This window comes from Pseudomonas sp. TMW 2.1634 (genome assembly GCF_001703595.1).
GTDB lineage: Bacteria > Pseudomonadota > Gammaproteobacteria > Pseudomonadales > Pseudomonadaceae > Aquipseudomonas > Aquipseudomonas fragi.
Map to the genome: position 1 here is coordinate 4,344,844 of NZ_CP016849.1, position 17,417 is coordinate 4,362,260.

Genomic DNA, 17,417 nt, shown 5'->3' on the forward strand with positions numbered 1-17,417 from the left:
CTTGCTCGCGATGGGATCGCCGCGTTTCGCCTGATGCGCCGCGTCGCATGAATCGCGAGCAAGCCCGCTCCCACAGATTAAAAACCGTGCATCTGCTTGCGCCGCTGCCACTGGTTGAGCCGCTGTTGCAGGGCCAGGGGGCTGTCGATGCCCTGTGCCCGGGCGCGGCTGAACAGGATCAGGGCCAATTCGGCAGTGGCCAGGGCGTCGGCACTGGCGTTGTGGCGGTCTTCCACCTGCAGGTTGAAGTGATTGATCCATTGGTCGAGTCCGGCTTCGCGCTGATGCACCTGCGGGCACAGCATCGGTGCCAGTGCCGCCACATCCATAAACGGGTGCTGCAAGCGGTAGCCCAGGCTGTCCTTGAGCGCACGGGTGAGCATGTGCTGGTCAAACGGCGCATGGAACGCCAGCACCGGGCTATCACCCACAAATTCCATGAAATCGAGCAGGGCATCCACCGGGTCACTGCCTGCAGCAATGGCCGCAGGCCCCAGGCCATGCAGCAATATGCTGGGGCTCAGAGCGCTGTCGGGACGCTGCAGGGTACGTTCAAACGCCTGGCCCAGGTCGATCGCACCGTCTTCAATGACCACTGCACCCATCGACAGCACCTGATCGCGGTTAAGGTTCAGGCCGCTGGTCTCCAGGTCCACCACCACCCAGCGTTGCGTGCGCAATGGCGCCTCGCTCAACGCCGGGGCGGGCGCCAGTTGCTGCAGGCGTTGTTGTTGCTCAAGGCTCAACAGCGGTTTTTTGCGCGGCAACAACCAGGACAACAGGCTCATAGCTGATACCGCAGCGCCAGGCTGCTTTGCAGACGCTGGGCCTGACGCAGCGCTTCACGCAGGATACGGCGGTCCAGCTGGTTGAGGCTGTCGGGGTCGACGCGGTTGGAGTACGGGCGGTTTTCCCGGGTTTGCAACTGGTGCTGTTGCATGCGGGTTTGCTGGATAAAGTGATACGCCTCCTCGTAGGCGGCGCCGTCCAGCGCTTCAATCACGTCCAGAGCAACCAGTTGGCGCAAGCGTTCCAGGGTGTTGTTGGCTTCGACACCGTTGGCCAGCGCGAGCAAGCGCGCACCGTCGACAAAAGGCGTGAGGCCCTGGACCTTGAGGTCGAGGGTGGCCTTGTCGCTGCCTTTGCGCTCCAGCACAAATTCGCGAAAACGCCCTACCGGCGGGCGGTGACGCAACGCGTTGTCGGCCATCATGCGCTGGAACAGGCGGTTATCGGCCACTTGCTCAAGGATGCCGCGGCGCAGCTGCGCGCAGCCCTGTTCATCGCCCCAGACCACGCGCAGGTCGAAATAGATGGTGCTGGCCAGCAGGTTTTCCGGGGTGGCCTCGCGGATAAAGGCGCCAAAGCGGCGCGCCCATTCAGCACGGGACAGGCACAGGTCGGGGTTGCCGGCCATGATATTGCCCTTGCACAGGGTAAAACCGCAGGCCGCCAGGTGCTGGTTGATCTGCTGGGCGATGGGCAGCAGGCGCTGGCGAATACTGGCGGCTTCGGCTGCGTCCCTGGCCTCGAACAGGATGCCGTTGTCCTGGTCAGTGTGCAGGGTTTGCTCGCGCCGCCCCTCGCTGCCAAAGCACAACCAGGTAAACGGCACGCCGGGGTCGCCCTTGTCGGCCAGTACCAGCTCGATCACCCGGCAGACGGTGTGATCGTTGAGCTGGGTGATGATATGGGTGATCTGCGTGGAAGACGCACCGTGGGCCAGCATGCGCTCAACCAGCTGGCCGATTTCGCCGCGCAGGTTGATCAGGGTGTCCAGCCGGGGGGCATGGCGGATGGTACGCGCCAGGTGTACCAGGTCGACCCGTTGCAGGGAGAACAGATCGCGCTCGGAAACAACGCCACACAAGCGTTGATCTTTAACCAGGCACACGTGGGCAATATGCCGCTCGGTCATGGCGATGGCGGCGTCGAAAGCGCTGTGGTCGGGGCTCAGGTAGAACGGCTCGGGGGTCATGTGCTGATCGATGGCCTGCGCGAAGTCCTCAATGCCATTGGCCACCACCTGACGCAGGTCGCGCAGGGTGAAAATCCCCAGCGGGGCCTTGTGCTCGTCGACCACGACAATGCTGCCCACTTGCTGTTCGTGCATCAGCCGAACGGCTTCGCGCAGGGCAACGTCCGGGGCGCAAGTGACAGGGTGGCGCATGGCCAGTTCGCCCAGGCGGGTATTGAGCGAGTATTGCGTGCCTAGGGTTTGCGCGGCTTTTTGCTGCACTTGCTGGTTGACCTTGTCGAGCAGACTGCTGACACCGCGCAAGGCAAAGTCGCGGAACTCGTCAGATAAGGCAAACAGCTTGATAAATGCCGGCTTGTTCAGTTGCAGGCAGAACGTATCTTCGGCGGCGCGGTGTTCGGTGCGGGTGGCGCGCTCGCCCAGCAGCGCGGCGAGGGGGAAGCACTCGCCAGCGGTGATTTCGAAGGTGGTCTGGGCCTCTTCACGGCCTTCGTGGGTACGCTCGCCGACCACGCGACCCTGCTTGACGATATAGAAATGTTCCACCGGCCCGTCATTCGGTCGGATGATGCTTTCGCCCGGGGCATAGAAGCGCAGTTGGCACTGCTCGACCAGGTACGCCAGGTGAGTGTTTTCCATGTGGTTGAACGGCGGGAATCGCTGCAAAAACTGCATGGTGCCGTGAATGTTCTGCAACACCGCGGTTTTCCCTGCCTGGAGAAACGCATCCGATTTACTCATTACTGATACCGCGTGGTGGGTTGTGAACCGTTGTTGTTATGACCGGCCAGGGCTGCGCCCTGTGGTGTTTTTCTATCCCTCATGCTCGGCGGTCTGCGTCCGGGTGCCCATTGGACGTAAGTCTAGGGGGCATCAGGCCATGACTGTTTTAGAAAATTCGTACAGGTTTTTTGTGTGTTTCTTGTTCTTATAGGCTTGGAAATACCTACGGCTGAGCGCACATTGGCATTCTGTAACGGATAACCGACTACGCTGTTAGGATATTTCGCCTGCAAGTCCGCTTCCGGGAAGCCTATGACTGAACACGACATTTTGACTGACGCCGAAAAAGAGGCCTTGCAAGAGGTCATGCAGACACCTGCTTCGGCCTCGTCATGTGTGTTGATTGTTGAAGACGACCCCGTGGCGCGGGAGTTGTTGGCCGAGTTTCTGGAACTCAACGCGATTGAGTGCCTCAAGGCCAGTAATGAAGAAGAAGCGCTGGCGCTGCTGGCAGCGGGCCAGCCGATCAACCTGATGCTCACCGATTTGCGCATGCTGCCCCACGACGGTTTGCATCTGATCCGCAAGGTGCGTGAGTCCGAGCGGGCGGCCTTGCCGATCATCATCATGTCGGGTGACGCCAATGTGCGTGACGCCATCGATGCCATGCACCTGAGCGTGGTGGACTTTCTGCTCAAGCCCATTGATACCGACAAGTTGCTCAAGCTGATCCGCCAGGAGCTGGGCATCTAGGGCTTGTTCCTGCAGGCATAAAAAAGCCCCGAATATTCGGGGCTTTTTTATTGCTGCGGGTTACAGGCCGTTTTTGGCCTTGAACTCGCGCCGACGACGGTGCAGTACCGGCTCGGTATAGCCGTTAGGCTGCTTGGTGCCTTCGATCACCAGTTCGACTGCCGCCTGGAAGGCGATGTTGCTGTCGAAGTTCGGTGCCAGCGGGCGGTACTGCGCATCGTTGGCGTTCTGGCGGTCAACCACCGGCGCCATGCGCTTGAGGCTAGCCATGACCTGGTCCTGGTTGACGATGCCGTGACGCAGCCAGTTGGCGATGTGCTGGCTGGAAATACGCAGCGTGGCACGGTCTTCCATCAGGCCGATGTCATTGATGTCCGGCACCTTCGAACAACCCACGCCCTGGTCGATCCAGCGCACAACGTAGCCCAGGATGCCCTGGGAGTTGTTGTCCAGTTCGTTCTGGATCTGTTCCGGGGTCCACTGCGGGTTCACCGCCAGGGGGATGGTCAGGATGTCGTCCACCGAGGCCGGTGTACGCTTGGCCAGTTCGGCCTGACGGGCGAACACGTCAACCTTGTGGTAATGCAGTGCGTGCAGGGCGGCGGCGGTCGGCGACGGCACCCAGGCGGTATTGGCACCGGCCAGCGGGTGGGCGATTTTCTGCTCCAGCATGGCGGCCATCAGGTCGGGCATGGCCCACATGCCTTTACCGATTTGCGCACGACCTTGCAGGCCAGTGCTCAAGCCGACATCGACGTTGTTGTTTTCGTAGGCCGAAATCCACTTCTGGGCTTTCATGTCGGCCTTGCGTACTACCGGGCCGGCTTCCATCGAGGTGTGAATTTCGTCGCCAGTGCGGTCGAGGAACCCGGTGTTGATAAACACCACACGCTCGCTGGCGGCCTTGATACAGGCCTTGAGGTTGACCGTGGTGCGGCGCTCTTCGTCCATGATCCCGACTTTGAGCGTATTGCGTGGCAGCTTGAGCACGTCTTCGATGCGACCGAACAACTCGTTGGTGAACGCGGCCTCTTCAGCACCGTGCATCTTCGGCTTGACGATATACACCGAGCCGGTGCGGCTGTTGCTGCGCGTGGCCTTGCCGTTGAGGCTGTGGATCGCCGCCAGGCTGGTGAGCAGGCCGTCGAGGATGCCTTCGGGCACTTCGTTGCCGTCTTTGTCGAGGATCGCGTCGATGGTCATCAGGTGACCGACGTTGCGCACGAACAGCAGCGAACGACCATGCAGGCTGACGGTGCCGCCGTTGGGTGCGGTGTACTCGCGGTCCGGGTTCATGGTGCGGGTGAAGGTCGTGCCGCCCTTGGACACCTGCTCGCTGAGGTCGCCTTTCATCAGGCCGAGCCAGTTGCGGTAGATCACCACCTTGTCATCGGCGTCGACGGCGGCAACCGAGTCTTCGCAGTCCATGATGGTGGTCAGGGCGGCTTCCATCAGCACGTCCTTGACCCCGGCGGCATCGGTCTGGCCGACAGGGCTGGAGGCGTCGATCTGGATTTCGAAGTGCAGGCCGTTGTGCTTGAGCAGCACGGCCGTCGGCGCTGCGGCCGAGCCGTGGTAACCGATCAGCTGTGTGGTGTCACGCAGGCCGGTGCTGGCGCCGCCCTTGAGGGTGACCTGCAGGGCGCCGCCGACGATGGCGTAGCCGGTGGAATCAGTATGCGAGGCACCGGCCAGGGGCGCGGCCTCGTCGAGGAAGGCGCGGGCGAAGGCAATCACCTTGTCGCCACGAACCTTGTTGTAGCCTTTGCCCTTTTCGGCGCCGTCGGCTTCGCTGATGGCATCGGTGCCATACAGCGCGTCGTACAGCGAGCCCCAGCGGGCGTTCGAAGCATTGAGGGCAAAGCGCGCATTCATCACCGGCACCACCAGTTGCGGGCCGGCCATGCGGGCGATTTCGTCATCGACGTTTTGCGTCGTTGCCTGGAAATCTGCCGCTTCTGGCTGCAGATACCCGATGTCCTGGAGGAAGGCCTTATAAGCCACGGCGTCATGGGCCTTGCCGGCCTGGGCCTGGTGCCAGGCGTCGATGCGCGCCTGCAAATCATCGCGTTTGGCGAGCAGTGCTTTGTTCTTGGGTGCCAGGTCGTTGATGACCTTGTCGGCACCGGCCCAGAACTGATCGGCGGTGAGGCCGGTACCGGGGATAGCTTCGTTGTTGACGAAGTCGAACAGGACTTTGGCGACCTGCAGGCCACCGACGTGAACGTGTTCAGTCATTGCTTGCCTCACTCATTTTTATTTAAAGCCTGGAGCGCTTCTCAAAACACCGCCAGAGCGGGTTTGTACGGGGATTGCAGACGACTTGGCAGACCATGTTGCAAATTATGTAGTGGCTGCCGAGGCATACTACATGATCAATTGCAGATGTGAAAATCAGACTGATCACGTCGTTCTGCGACCGTTTTTACGCTAACGGTCACACGCAAGAACAGGATGTTCTCAAGAAACAGGCAGGTTGTTCCAGATAATTCTAAAAACAGTACACAATTTGTGATTTGCAATGGCTTCTGTGGGAGCGGGCTTGCTCGCGATTCGGGCGAGGTGGTCTGTCAGGCTAACCGTGGCGAGACTATCGCGAGCAAGCCCGCTCCCACAGGGGAGGCTGTTGCCTATACTCATTCGACCCCCCTAATAAGAGAGCCCTCGCCATGAACCATCTTGTGATTACGGTGTTTGCCCAGGACAAGGCCGGGCAGGTTGAGCGTATTGCCCAGTGCATCGCCGAGCATGGTGGTAACTGGCTGGAGAGCCGCATGTCGCGCATGGCCGGGCAATTTGCCGGGATCCTGCGTGTGGGTGTGCCCGCCGAGGCCCACGATGAGCTGGTGGACGCGTTGCAGCGCCTGGGCAAGGAAGGGATTCGGGTATTGATCGCCGAGAGCGGCATCGAGCAGTCCTGCACCTGGAAGCCCATTGCAATGGAGCTGGTGGGCAATGACCGCCCGGGTATTGTGCGCGACATTACCCGGGTGCTGACGGAGCAGGGGGTGAGCCTGGAGCGGCTGGTGACCGATGTGCGGCCCGCGCCCATGAGCAACGAGCCGCTGTTTCATGCCGAGGCGATCCTGGCTGTGCCCCTGACCCTGTCCCTGGATGTGTTGCAAAAGCGCCTGGAAACCCTGGCCGACGAACTGCTGGTGGACCTCAAGTTCAGCACCGAGGAGTAAGCCTCAACCGCGCTGGCGCATGCTGAACCAGGCATCGAGGCTGTACACCACCAGCCCGGCCCAGATAAATGCAAAGGCGATCAAGGTGCTTTCGGACAGGTGTTCGCCGTACACCCACACCGCCAGCATCAATACCAGCGTCGGCGCGATGTACTGCATAAAGCCCAGGGTGGTGTAGGGCAGATGCCGTGCGGCGGCGTTGAAACTGACCAGGGGAATCAGCGTGGCCGGGCCGGCCAGTACCAGCAACCAGGCTTCTGAAGTGCTCCAGAAATCAACATGAGCGCTGTTGGCCTCGGGGTGCAGCAGCAACCAGCCAATAGCCACGGGCACCAGAATCCAGGTTTCGACCACCAGCCCCGGCAGCGCCTTGACCGGCGCCTGTTTGCGGATCAGCCCGTAAAAGCCGAAGGTCAGTGCCAGCACCAGCGACACCCACGGCAGGCTGCCCACTTGCCACACTTGCTGGGCCACACCGGCAGCGGCCAGGCCTACGGCAATCCACTGCAGGCGACGCAGGCGCTCGCCCAGCAGCAGCATGCCGAGCAGCACGTTGACCAGCGGGTTGATGTAATAGCCCAGGCTGGCTTCGACCATGCGGTCGTTATTGACTGCCCACACGTAGGTCAGCCAGTTGGCGGCAATGAGCAGGCCGCTGAGGGTCAGCACGCCAAGGCGTTTGGGGTTGTCACGCAGCTCCTGCCACCAGCCGGGGTGCTTCCACACCAGCAGCAACAGCGAACCGAACAAGGCCGACCAGAGCACCCGGTTAACGATGATCTCGGCGGCCGGAACACTGGCCAGCAGTTTGAAGTAGAGCGGGAAAATACCCCAGATGACATAGGCCGTGAGGCCTAAAATATACCCGCGACGCGGGTTGGCGGCTTGCATGCAGAATCCTTGCTCAGGCAACTAACAGACACGGAAGAAGCCAAGAGTGTAAGCAGGTTTTGCAGGCGTGTCGTGCAGGAGATCTGCAAGGCGGACATGTTTTTTTGCACCCGCAGCGGCCCCGGTTTTCTGTGGGAGCGGGCTTGCTCGCGATCCGGGCGCTGCGGTCTGTCAGTTAAACCACAATCGACCCGATCGCGAGCAAGAGCCATATACATGGGGTCAGAACAGCTTCAGCGGCTCTTCATTGAGTGCCGACAGCTGTTCGCGCAACGCCAGGATCTGGTCGCCCCAGTAACGCTCGCTGCCAAACCACGGGAAGCTGTGGGGGAACGCCGGGTCGTCCCAGCGCCGGGCCAGCCAGGCGCTGTAATGCATCAGGCGCAAGGCGCGCAGCGGTTCGATCAGCGCCAGTTCGCGGGGGTTGAAGTCATGAAACTCGCTGTAACCGTCCATCAGTTCCGACAACTGCCCCAGACATTCCTGACGGTCACCGGCCAGCATCATCCATAAGTCCTGCACCGCAGGGCCCATGCGGCAATCATCGAGGTCGACGATATGGAACACTTCGTCGCGGCACATCATGTTGCCGGGGTGGCAATCGCCGTGCATGCGGATATTGGCGTGCGGGGTGGCGGCGTAGACGTCTTCAACCCGCTTGAGCAGGTCGCGGGCGACGGACTCGTAGGCCGGGAGCAGGCTGCGCGGTATGAAGTTGCCTTCAAGCAGGGTGGTCAGCGAGTCGTGACCGAAATTTTTCACCCCCAGCGCTTCACGGTGTTCGAACGGTTTGGTCGCACCCACGGCATGCAGGCGGCCCAGCAGTTGCCCCAGACGATACAACTGGTCGAGGTTGCCCGGTTCTGGCGCACGGCCACCCCGGCGCGGGAACAGGGTAAAGCGGAAACCCTGGTGTTCGAACAGGCTTTGGCCGTTGTGAATCATCGGCGCCACAACCGGGACGTCGCATTCGGCCAGTTCGAAGGTGAAGCGGTGCTCTTCGAGAATCGCTTCGTTGGTCCAGCGCTGAGGGCGATAGAACTTGGCGATCAGCGGCTGCGAGTCTTCGATGCCGACCTGGTACACACGGTTTTCGTAGCTGTTGAGCGCCAGCACGCGGGCATCGCTCAGGAAACCGATGCTTTCGACAGCGTCGAGCACCAGATCAGGGGTAAGTGTTGCAAACGGATGAGACATGCTGACTCCTGCGCGCAGCAGGCTGCCGCGTCCGGCCATGCATGTTAACGCAGACCGGGACCTGGAAGGCGACTTAATCCTGTGTGGGAGCGGGCTTGCTCGCGATGCAGGCGCTGCGGTCTGTCAGTTAAACCCCATCGACCCGATCGCGAGCAAGCCCGCTCCCACAAGGAAAGGTCAGGCGCCGACGACGCCACCGTCTTCACGGCTGATGGCCATGACCGAGGAGCGCGGTTTGCCGTTGGGCAGGTGCTCGGGGAAGGTGGAACCGCCATTTTCGCCGGGGTGTTGAATGCCCACGAACAAGGTCTTGTGGTCGGGCGAGAAGCTGATACCGGTGACTTCACAGCCAATCGGCCCGACCATGAAGCGGCGGATCTCACCGCTGGCCGGGTCGGCGCAGAGCATCTGGTTATTGCCCATGCCAGCGAAGTCGCCCGCGTTGCTGACATCACCGTCGGTCAGGATCCACAGGCGCCCGGTGGCGTCAAAACCCAGTCCGTCGGGGCTGTTGAACATGTTCTGCGCGGTGATGTTGGCCGAACCGCCCTTGGCCTGCTGGCCGTGAACGGCCGGGTTGCCGGCAACGACGAACAGGTCCCAGTCGAAGGTGTCCGCGCCGTGATCACCCTTGTGGGCATTCCAGCGCAGAATTTGCCCATAGACGTTTTTCTCCCGCGGGTTGGGCCCGCCCACCGGCTGGCCGTCTTCGCCGCGTTTGACGTTGTTGGTCAGGGTGCAATAAACCTGGCCGTCCTTGGGGCTGACCACAATCCACTCCGGGCGGTCCATGCGTGTGGCCCCGACGGCGCTGGCCGCCATGCGTGCATGAATCAACACTTCGGCCTGATTGGCAAAACCCTTGGTCGCATCGACGCCGTTTTTGCCGTGGCTCAGTTCAACCCACTGGCCGTGGCCCTTGGGGCGATCGGGGTTGCTGTCACCACCGTCAAAGCGCGCCACATAAAGCGTGCCGTGGTCGAGCAGGTCGCGGTTGGCCTTGGGGTTCTGGTGGTCGATCCTGTCGCGGCTGATGAATTTATAGATGAACTCGCCGCGCTCATCGTCGCCCATGTAGACCACGGCGCGGCCGTCTCCGGTTTCGGCAAGTGCGGCATTTTCGTGTTTGAAGCGGCCCAGGGCGGTGCGTTTGACGGGCGTGGAAAGCGGGTCGAACGGGTCGATTTCCACCACCCAGCCGTGGCGGTTGAGTTCGTTGGGGTTGAGTGCCAGGTCGAAACGCGGATCGTGCTGGTGCCAGTTGATGTCTTTGCTGGCGGCCACGGCGCCATAGCGCTTTTGTGCGGCGTTGAAGGCCTGCTTGGGATCAGAGCTGCCAAAACAGTCCGTGAAGTTTTCTTCGCACGTCAGGTAGGTGCCCCACGGCGTTTTGCCGTTGGCGCAGTTCTGGAATGTGCCCAATGCGTGGGTGCCCGTGGCGTCGGCCTGGGTGCGCAGCAGTTCGTGGCCAGCAGCAGGGCCACTGAGGCGAATGGGCGTGTTGCCGTGGATGCGGCGGTTGAAAGGCGAACCCTGGACAAACTGCCAGCCGTTGCCCTGGCGCTGAATCTCAATCACCGACACGCCTTCCGAGGCCTGGGCCTTGCGCACTTCTTCGGCGCTGGCAGGCGTGCCACCGTGGGGGTAGAGGTAGCGATAGTTGGTGTATTCGTTGTTGATTGCCATCAGGGCCCGGTTGGGGTCATCGGGGAAGGCAAACAGGCTCATGCCGTCGTTGTTGTCGCCAAATTGCACTTCCTGCTCGCTGGCCGTGCCGTTGCCGGCCGGGTCGAACGCCGGGCCTGCGGCTTGCAGCGGCTGGCCCCAGCTGATGAGTACCGAAGCGCGGTAGCCAGGTGGCAGGCTAATGGTATCGGTGGTGGCTGCGTTGATGCTGTCAAAGCCCAGCAAGTTACTGTTGGCAGCGCTGACACCCGCCGCCAGTGCGCTGCGCCCGAGCAGGCCGCCGCCGAGGAACATCGCCGCGCCGCACAAGGCGCCAGCGCTGATAAAGCCACGTCGGCTGAGGCCAACCATCTGCTCAAGGTCGGTGGGTTGATGTTCTTCTAATAGGCTCATGGCTGGCTCGGCTCTGACGGTTTTGGCAGACACCATAAGCAGCGGGTATGACAGGGATGTTTCAGTGTTTCCCCTCACCCTAGCCCTCTCCCAAAGTGAGAGGGGACTGACCGCACGCGGATTCAAGAACTGCGCAAATCAGCCCCCTCTCCCTATGCGAGAGGGTTGGGGTGAGGGGCCGGACTAGAGCGCTGTCCCCAGCAACACCAGCGACGGCGCGAACTGCACCTGCGCATCGCTACCCACGACCAACTTGAGTGTTTCAAGGTGTTGCGGTTCGGTCAGCGCGCACAGGGTCTGGCCGCTGGGCAGGTTGATGCGCACTTCGCTGGGGCCGTCGTCTGTGTGCAGGATCTGTTCGATGTGCCCGTGCAGGTGGTTGTATTCCGGGCCGGGCGGCTGGGTGATGTCGATCAGTTGCAGCCAGCCCGCTTTGATCAACGCCACCGCCGGGCTGCCGATGGCCAGTTCCAGGCGCTGGGTGCTGTCGCGGGTAATTTGCGCGCGCAGGCCCAGGCCGCCGGGCAGCTCAAGTTCGATCAGGTCGTTGTGGCCATGAGGGTGAATGGCCACAACGCTGCCGTGCAACTGGTTGCGGGCGCTGGTGCGCAACATCAGACGGCCCAGCAAGTCGAGATCCCGGGCGTCTTCGGCAGCGTCCAGGACCTGGGCCTGTATTGCCTGCAAACGCTGGTAAAGCCGCAGCACCCGCAAGCCTGCCACGGACAACCGGGCACCCCCTCCGCCCTTGCCGCCGATGCTGCGCTCCACCAAGGGGGTTTGCGCCAGGTTGTTCAACTCGTCGATGGCATCCCACGCCGCTTTGTAGCTGATGCCCGCACTTTTGGCGGCGGCCGTGATCGAGCCTTGTTCGGCGATGTGTTGCAACAGGGCGATACGTTGCGGGCGGCGGACGATATGTTGGGCAAGCAGGGCAGGCAGGTGCATGAAGGCAGGTTCGCAAAGCGGGGCGTGCCCGAAAAGTGCCTGCTGCGCGGGGTGGCGTCAAGCAAGCCCGTCGGGTTTTGGCGTGCGTGCCAGGCAATACACATCAACCCGTCGTGCCCCGGCCTTGAGTAGCAGGAGTGCCAGGCTTTGTGCCGTGGCGCCGGTGGTCAGCACGTCATCGATCAGGGCCAGATGCAAGCCATGCACCTGCACCCCGGCTGCGAGGCGAAAGGCGTGGCGCAGGTTGCGTTTGCGGGTTTTGGCGTCCAGACCCTGTTGCGCGGCGGTGTCCTGGGTACGCAGCAGCCAGTGCGGCTGGCAGGGGATGCGCAACTGCTTGCTGAGCCAGTCCCCCAGCATGCCGGCCTGGTTATAGCCACGCTCACGCAAGCGCTTGCGGGACAGGGGGACTGGCAATAGGAAGGCGGGTCGAGGCTCTCCCGAATTGAAGCCATCAAGCAGCGATTGGCCAAGAATTTCGGCTAAAAGACGGCCATAAGGCCATTTGCTGTGGTGCTTGAAGCGCACGATCAGGCTGTCGATCGGGAAACCATACACCCAGGGTGCATGCACCCGCGCAAAGGCGGGCGGCTGCCTGATGCAATGGCCGCACATCAACCCCGCCATCGGCAACGGCAAAGCGCAGCGCTGGCAGCAGTCACCCAGCCAGGGCAGTTCCAGCTCGCAGGCCATGCACAGGGCCTGCCCGGTGCCGGCGCGCAGATCGCACAACAAACACGACTGGTTAGATAATAACCAGTTGTAAACCCGCTTTATCCATTGTGGTTGACAGTTCATGTCACATCCTTAAACATGCCGACATCCGTGCCGTGCCTGAGGATCCGCCCTCAGGTTCTAGTCAAAGCATAAACAAGAGAAACGCCGATGAGCGCCAGCAGCCTTGCCAACTTGCGACATGATTGGTCATTAGCCGAAGTCCGGGCGATGTTCACCCAGCCGTTCAACGACCTGCTTTTCGAGGCGCAGACCGTTCACCGCAGGCATTTCAACGCCAACCGGGTCCAGGTTTCGACGCTGCTGTCGATCAAGACCGGTGCTTGCCCGGAAGATTGCAAATATTGTCCGCAGTCGGGCCACTACAACACCGGCCTGGCCAAAGAGAAGCTGATGCAGGTGCAGAAGGTGCTTGAAGAAGCCCAGCGGGCCAAGGCCATCGGTGCCACCCGGTTTTGCATGGGGGCGGCCTGGAAACACCCGTCGGCCAAAGACATGCCCTATGTGCTGGAAATGGTCAAAGGCGTGAAGGCTATGGGCCTGGAAACCTGCATGACCCTGGGCAAGCTCGATCAGGAGCAAACCGCCGCGCTGGCCCACGCTGGCCTCGACTACTACAACCACAACCTCGACACCTCCCCTGAGTTTTACACCAGCATCATCACCACCCGTACTTACAGCGAGCGCCTGCAAACCCTGAGCTATGTGCGCGACAGCGGGATGAAAATCTGCTCCGGTGGCATCCTGGGCATGGGCGAGTCGCTGGACGACCGCGCCAACCTGCTGATCCAGCTGGCCAACCTGCCCGAGCACCCGGAATCGGTGCCGATCAACATGCTGGTGAAAGTGGCCGGTACGCCGATGGAAAATGCCGAAGACATCGACCCGTTTGATTTCATCCGCATGCTGGCGGTAGCACGAATCATGATGCCTTTGAGCCATGTGCGCCTGTCGGCCGGTCGTGAAGCAATGAACGAGCAAATGCAGGCACTGGCGTTTTTTGCCGGGGCCAACTCGATTTTCTACGGCGACAAATTGCTCACTACTGCCAACCCGCAGGCGGACAAGGACATGCAGCTGTTCAGCCGTCTGGGCATCCTGCCGGAAGAGCGTGAAGACCACGCCGATGAAGTGCATCAGGCGGTGATCGAGCATGCACTGCGGGATCAGAAGTCCAGCGAGCAGTTCTATAACGCTGTGGTTTAACCACCGCGTAGACCTGTAGTCGCTGCCGCAGGCTGCGATAAGGTCCGCAGGACCTTCGCTTTCAATACCGAAGCCGGGGCCGCTTCGCTGCCCATCGCAGCCTGCGGCAGCGGCTACAAGGGATTATAGCCAGCATGTCATTTGATCTAAGCGCCCGCCTGGCCGTTCGCCGTGCCGAGAACCTGTATCGCCAACGCCCGCTGCTGCAAAGCCCGCAAGGCCCGCAGGTGGTGGTCGATGGCCAGCCTCTGCTCGCTTTCTGCAATAACGACTACCTCGGCCTGGCCAATCACCCGCAGGTGATCGAAGCCTGGCAAGCCGGTGCGTCGCGTTGGGGTGTGGGCGGCGGTGCCTCCCACCTGGTCATTGGCCACAGCACCCCCCATCACGCACTGGAAGAAGCCCTGGCCGAGTTCACCGGTCGCCCACGGGCGCTGCTGTTCAGCAACGGCTACATGGCCAATATGGGCGCCGTCACCGCGCTGGTGGGGCAGGGCGATACGGTGCTCGAAGACCGTCTCAACCATGCCTCCCTGCTGGATGCCGGCTTGCTCAGCGGGGCGCGCTTCAACCGCTATTTGCACAACGATGCAACCAGCCTGGCCAAGCGCCTGGAGAAGGCCTGCGGCAGTACGCTGGTGGTCACCGATGGCGTATTCAGCATGGACGGCGATCTTGCCGACCTGCCGGCGCTGGCCCGTGAGACCAAGGCTAAAGGGGCCTGGCTGATGGTCGACGATGCCCACGGCTTTGGCCCGCTGGGCGCCACTGGCGGCGGGATTGCCGAGCACTTTGGCCTGGGCATGGACGATGTGCCGGTGCTGGTGGGCACGCTGGGCAAGGCCTTTGGCACCAGCGGCGCTTTTGTGGCGGGCAGCGAAGAGCTGATTGAAAGCCTGATCCAGTTCGCCCGGCCTTATATCTACACCACCAGCCAGCCTCCGGCATTGGCCTGCGCAACGCTCAAAAGCCTTGAGCTGTTGCGCACTGAGCATTGGCGCCGCGAGCACCTCAACAGCCTGATCGGGCAATTTCGCCGGGGTGCCGAACAGATCGGCCTGCAGTTGATGGACAGCTTCACGCCGATCCAGCCGATCATGATCGGTGACAGTGGCCAGGCCATTCGTCTGTCGCAGATGTTGCGCGAGCGCGGCCTGCTGGTGACCGCAATCCGCCCGCCCACGGTGCCCGCGGGCAGTGCCCGGCTGCGCGTGACCCTGTCGGCGGCTCACACAGAGGCGCAGGTGCAGCTATTGTTAACAGCACTTGATGACTGTTGGCGCACGTTGGAGGCCGATCATGCGTGATCGCTTGGTTTTGCTGCCGGGCTGGGGCCTGGGGGTGTCACCTCTGGAACCGCTGGCCGTGGCACTGCGTGGGCTGGACGAGCACCTGCGGGTTGAAATCGAACCGTTGCCGGTGCTGTTGTCCGCCGACCTTGACGACTGGCTCGACGAACTCGACGCCACCTTGCCCGACAACATCTGGCTGGGCGGCTGGTCGCTGGGCGGGATGCTCGCCAGCGAGCTGGCTGCGCGTCGCGGCGATCGCTGTTGCGGGCTGGTGACCCTGGCCAGTAACCCGAGCTTTGTCAGCCGCGAGGACTGGCCAAGCGCTATGCCGGTAGCCACATTCGAACCCTTCCTCAGCGGTTTTCGCGATGCCCCCAACACCACCCTGAAACGCTTTTGCCTGCTGTGCAGCCAGGGCTCGGCCGAAGCCCGGGCAATGGCCGGGTTACTGCTGGGCGGCGCGCCAAAAGCCCAACCCGATACCCTGCTGGCCGGCCTTGAACTGCTGGGCAAGCTGGATACGCGGGCAGCCTTGCAGCGTTTTAACGGGCCGCAATTGCACCTGTTCGCGGGGCTGGATGCTCTGGTGCCGGTGCAGGCGGCGAGCGATGTGCTGGCGCTGTTACCCGATGTCGAAGTGGGCCTGATTGAACAGGCCTGTCATGCTTTTTTACTGGAAGCCCCCCACGAGCTGGCGGCGGCAATCCAGGCTTTTTTACACGAGTCGGGCGATGAATGATTTGAGTATTGCGCTGCTGGCAGCCGGTTTGCCGGACAAGCGTCAGGTGGCGGTTTCGTTTTCCCGGGCGGCCGCCAGTTATGACAGCGTCGCCGAGCTGCAACGGGCGGTCGGCCATGAGTTGATGGCCCGCCTGCCCCGGCATTTGAACCCGCAGCGCTGGCTGGACCTGGGCAGCGGCACCGGGTATTTCAGCCGTGAGCTGGGCCAGCGTTATGCCCACAGCCAGGGGCTGGCGCTGGATATTGCCCAGGGCATGCTGGCGTATGCCCGGCCCTTGGGCGGAGCCCAGCATTTTATTGCCGGGGATGCCGAAAGCCTGCCGCTGCAATCGAACAGCTGCGATGTGATTTTCTCCAGCCTGGCGCTGCAATGGTGTGCGGATTTTCGTGGGGTGCTCAGCGAGGCCCGGCGGGTGCTCAAGCCTGGCGGCGTGCTGGCATTTGCCAGCCTGTGCGTGGGCACCTTGCATGAGCTGCGAGACAGCTGGCAGGCGGTGGACGGCCAGGTGCATGTCAATCGCTTCCGTGAGTTCCACGCCTATCAGCAACTGTGTGCCGACAGCGGCTTGCAGGTGCTCAGCTTGCACAATCAGCCCCATGTGCTGCACTACCCGCAGGTTCGCCAACTGACCCATGAGCTCAAGGCGCTGGGTGCGCACAACCTTAACCCCGGGCGGCCTGAAGGGCTGACGGGCAGGGCACGGATTCAGGGGCTGGTGGCTGCCTATGAAGCGTATCGTCAGCCGCTCGGGCTACCGGCGACCTATCAGGTGGTCTACGGCATTCTGGAGAAAACGCGATGAACCCTGCGTACTTCATCACCGGTACGGATACCGATGTAGGCAAAACCACAGTAGCGGCGGGCTTTTTATATGCCGCTCGCGCGGCCGGCTTGAGCACGGCGGCAGGCAAGCCGGTGGCCTCGGGCTGTGAGGTCACCCGGCAGGGGCTGCGCAATGCCGATGCTCTGGCCTTGATTGCTGAAAGCTCGATCAAGTTGAGTTATGACGAGGTCAACCCGGTGGCATTTGAACCGGCCATTGCCCCGCATATTGCCGCGCGCGAAGCCGGGGTGGTGCTGACGGTGCGCTCGCTGTTGGGGCCGATGCAGCACATCCTGAGTAAACAAGCCGACTTCACCCTGATTGAAGGTGCTGGCGGCTGGCGCGTGCCGATATCGGGGCAAGACAGCTTGTCGGATCTGGCCCAGGCGCTGGATTTGCCGGTGATACTGGTGGTGGGCGTGCGCCTGGGCTGTATCAGCCATGCCCTGCTCACGGCCGAGGCGATTGCCAGTGATGGCCTGCAACTGGCGGGTTGGGTGGCCAATATCATTGGCCCGAAAACCTCGCGCCTGGAAGAAAACCTCGCCACCCTGGCCGAGCGCTTGCCTGCACCCTGCCTGGGGCGTGTGCCAAAACTTAAATCGGCGTCGGCACAGTCCGTGGCGCAATACCTGCAACTGGATTTGCTGGACTGATACACGGCTAAAACCTGTGGGAGCGGGCTTGCTCGCGATGGTCTACCTGACTGTCCGCGCCGCCTTTATCGCGAGCAAGCCCGCTCCCACCCATCTCCCTTCCCTTGTCAGAAAAATCCGACCCAAGACGAACGGACGCTTCGCGCTGCTTGACAATAAATAGGCGTAAACGTATGTTTCAAACACCTGTTTGACCGCCATAACAA

The 17,417-nt window shown here is 62.0% G+C and carries 15 protein-coding genes; 7 read left to right on the top strand and 8 right to left on the bottom strand.

Features of this window, described 5'->3' with window-relative positions:
- Positions 1-77 precede the first annotated feature (77 nt).
- Together BFC21_RS20595 and BFC21_RS20600 are read right to left on the bottom strand one after the other, a co-directional pair.
- A complete protein-coding gene (locus BFC21_RS20595; RefSeq protein ID WP_086795690.1) occupies positions 78-788 on the bottom strand; it encodes a PolC-type DNA polymerase III in 711 nt (236 codons plus the stop codon).
- Positions 785-2,719 (bottom strand): putative nucleotidyltransferase substrate binding domain-containing protein, encoded by a 1,935-nt coding sequence (locus BFC21_RS20600; protein WP_088378797.1) that lies wholly within the window; start codon positions 2,717-2,719, stop codon positions 785-787. Before BFC21_RS20600 ends, BFC21_RS20595 begins: the two co-directional genes overlap by 4 nt.
- Positions 2,720-3,013: 294 nt before the next feature.
- Between BFC21_RS20600 and BFC21_RS20605 the strand changes: the two genes are divergently transcribed.
- Entirely contained in the window at positions 3,014-3,454 is a 441-nt protein-coding gene (locus tag BFC21_RS20605) for a response regulator (RefSeq protein ID WP_016782483.1), read from the top strand.
- 60 nt (positions 3,455-3,514) lie between these two features.
- Here the strand turns inward: BFC21_RS20605 and BFC21_RS20610 are convergent, their stop codons facing one another.
- Positions 3,515-5,692 carry a malate synthase G gene (locus BFC21_RS20610; protein WP_088378798.1) on the bottom strand — a complete coding sequence of 726 codons (2,178 nt, stop codon included), beginning with the start codon at positions 5,690-5,692 and terminating at the stop codon, positions 3,515-3,517.
- Between the two features lie 431 nt (positions 5,693-6,123).
- Here BFC21_RS20610 and BFC21_RS20615 point away from each other — a divergent pair, with 431 nt between their 5' ends.
- Entirely contained in the window at positions 6,124-6,642 is a 519-nt protein-coding gene (locus tag BFC21_RS20615) for a glycine cleavage system protein R (protein ID WP_016782481.1), read from the top strand.
- Between the two features lie 3 nt (positions 6,643-6,645).
- Here BFC21_RS20615 and rarD read toward each other — a convergent pair whose 3' ends face one another.
- The 5 genes from rarD to BFC21_RS20640 form a co-directional block, all read right to left on the bottom strand.
- Entirely contained in the window at positions 6,646-7,533 is an 888-nt protein-coding gene (gene rarD / locus BFC21_RS20620; protein WP_088378799.1) for an EamA family transporter RarD, read from the bottom strand.
- Positions 7,534-7,755: 222 nt separating this feature from the next.
- Positions 7,756-8,730, bottom strand: a complete 975-nt coding sequence (locus tag BFC21_RS20625) for a serine/threonine protein kinase (protein ID WP_088378800.1) — start codon at positions 8,728-8,730, stop codon at positions 7,756-7,758.
- A 177-nt stretch (positions 8,731-8,907) separates the two neighbouring features.
- Positions 8,908-10,809: a PhoX family phosphatase gene (locus BFC21_RS20630; protein ID WP_088379563.1), complete on the bottom strand. Its 1,902-nt coding sequence runs from the start codon at positions 10,807-10,809 to the stop codon at positions 8,908-8,910.
- Between the two features lie 183 nt (positions 10,810-10,992).
- Entirely contained in the window at positions 10,993-11,757 is a 765-nt protein-coding gene (locus BFC21_RS20635) for a TOBE domain-containing protein (RefSeq protein WP_088378801.1), read from the bottom strand.
- Between the two features lie 57 nt (positions 11,758-11,814).
- Positions 11,815-12,555, bottom strand: coding sequence for a ComF family protein (locus tag BFC21_RS20640; RefSeq protein ID WP_088378802.1), 741 nt, complete (start codon positions 12,553-12,555; stop codon positions 11,815-11,817).
- A gap of 87 nt (positions 12,556-12,642) precedes the next feature.
- On the opposite strand from BFC21_RS20640, the gene bioB reads away from it, so the two are divergent.
- The 5 genes from bioB to bioD all read left to right on the top strand — a co-directional run bounded on the left by bioB (position 12,643) and on the right by bioD (position 17,211).
- Positions 12,643-13,698: a biotin synthase BioB gene (gene bioB / locus BFC21_RS20645; protein WP_016782475.1), complete on the top strand. Its 1,056-nt coding sequence runs from the start codon at positions 12,643-12,645 to the stop codon at positions 13,696-13,698.
- A 134-nt stretch (positions 13,699-13,832) separates the two neighbouring features.
- Positions 13,833-15,005, top strand: a complete 1,173-nt coding sequence (bioF, locus tag BFC21_RS20650; RefSeq protein ID WP_088378803.1) for an 8-amino-7-oxononanoate synthase — start codon at positions 13,833-13,835, stop codon at positions 15,003-15,005.
- The gene (locus BFC21_RS20655; RefSeq protein ID WP_088378804.1) at positions 14,998-15,729 is read left to right on the top strand and encodes an alpha/beta fold hydrolase; all 732 of its coding nucleotides are present in this window, start codon (positions 14,998-15,000) and stop codon (positions 15,727-15,729) included. The genes bioF and BFC21_RS20655 overlap by 8 nt, the downstream gene beginning before the upstream one ends.
- The gene (bioC, locus tag BFC21_RS20660; RefSeq protein ID WP_095003900.1) at positions 15,722-16,534 is read left to right on the top strand and encodes a malonyl-ACP O-methyltransferase BioC; all 813 of its coding nucleotides are present in this window, start codon (positions 15,722-15,724) and stop codon (positions 16,532-16,534) included. The genes BFC21_RS20655 and bioC overlap by 8 nt, the downstream gene beginning before the upstream one ends.
- Positions 16,531-17,211 carry a dethiobiotin synthase gene (gene bioD, locus BFC21_RS20665; protein ID WP_088378806.1) on the top strand — a complete coding sequence of 227 codons (681 nt, stop codon included), beginning with the start codon at positions 16,531-16,533 and terminating at the stop codon, positions 17,209-17,211. The genes bioC and bioD overlap by 4 nt, the downstream gene beginning before the upstream one ends.
- The last annotated feature ends 206 nt before the right edge of the window (positions 17,212-17,417 follow it).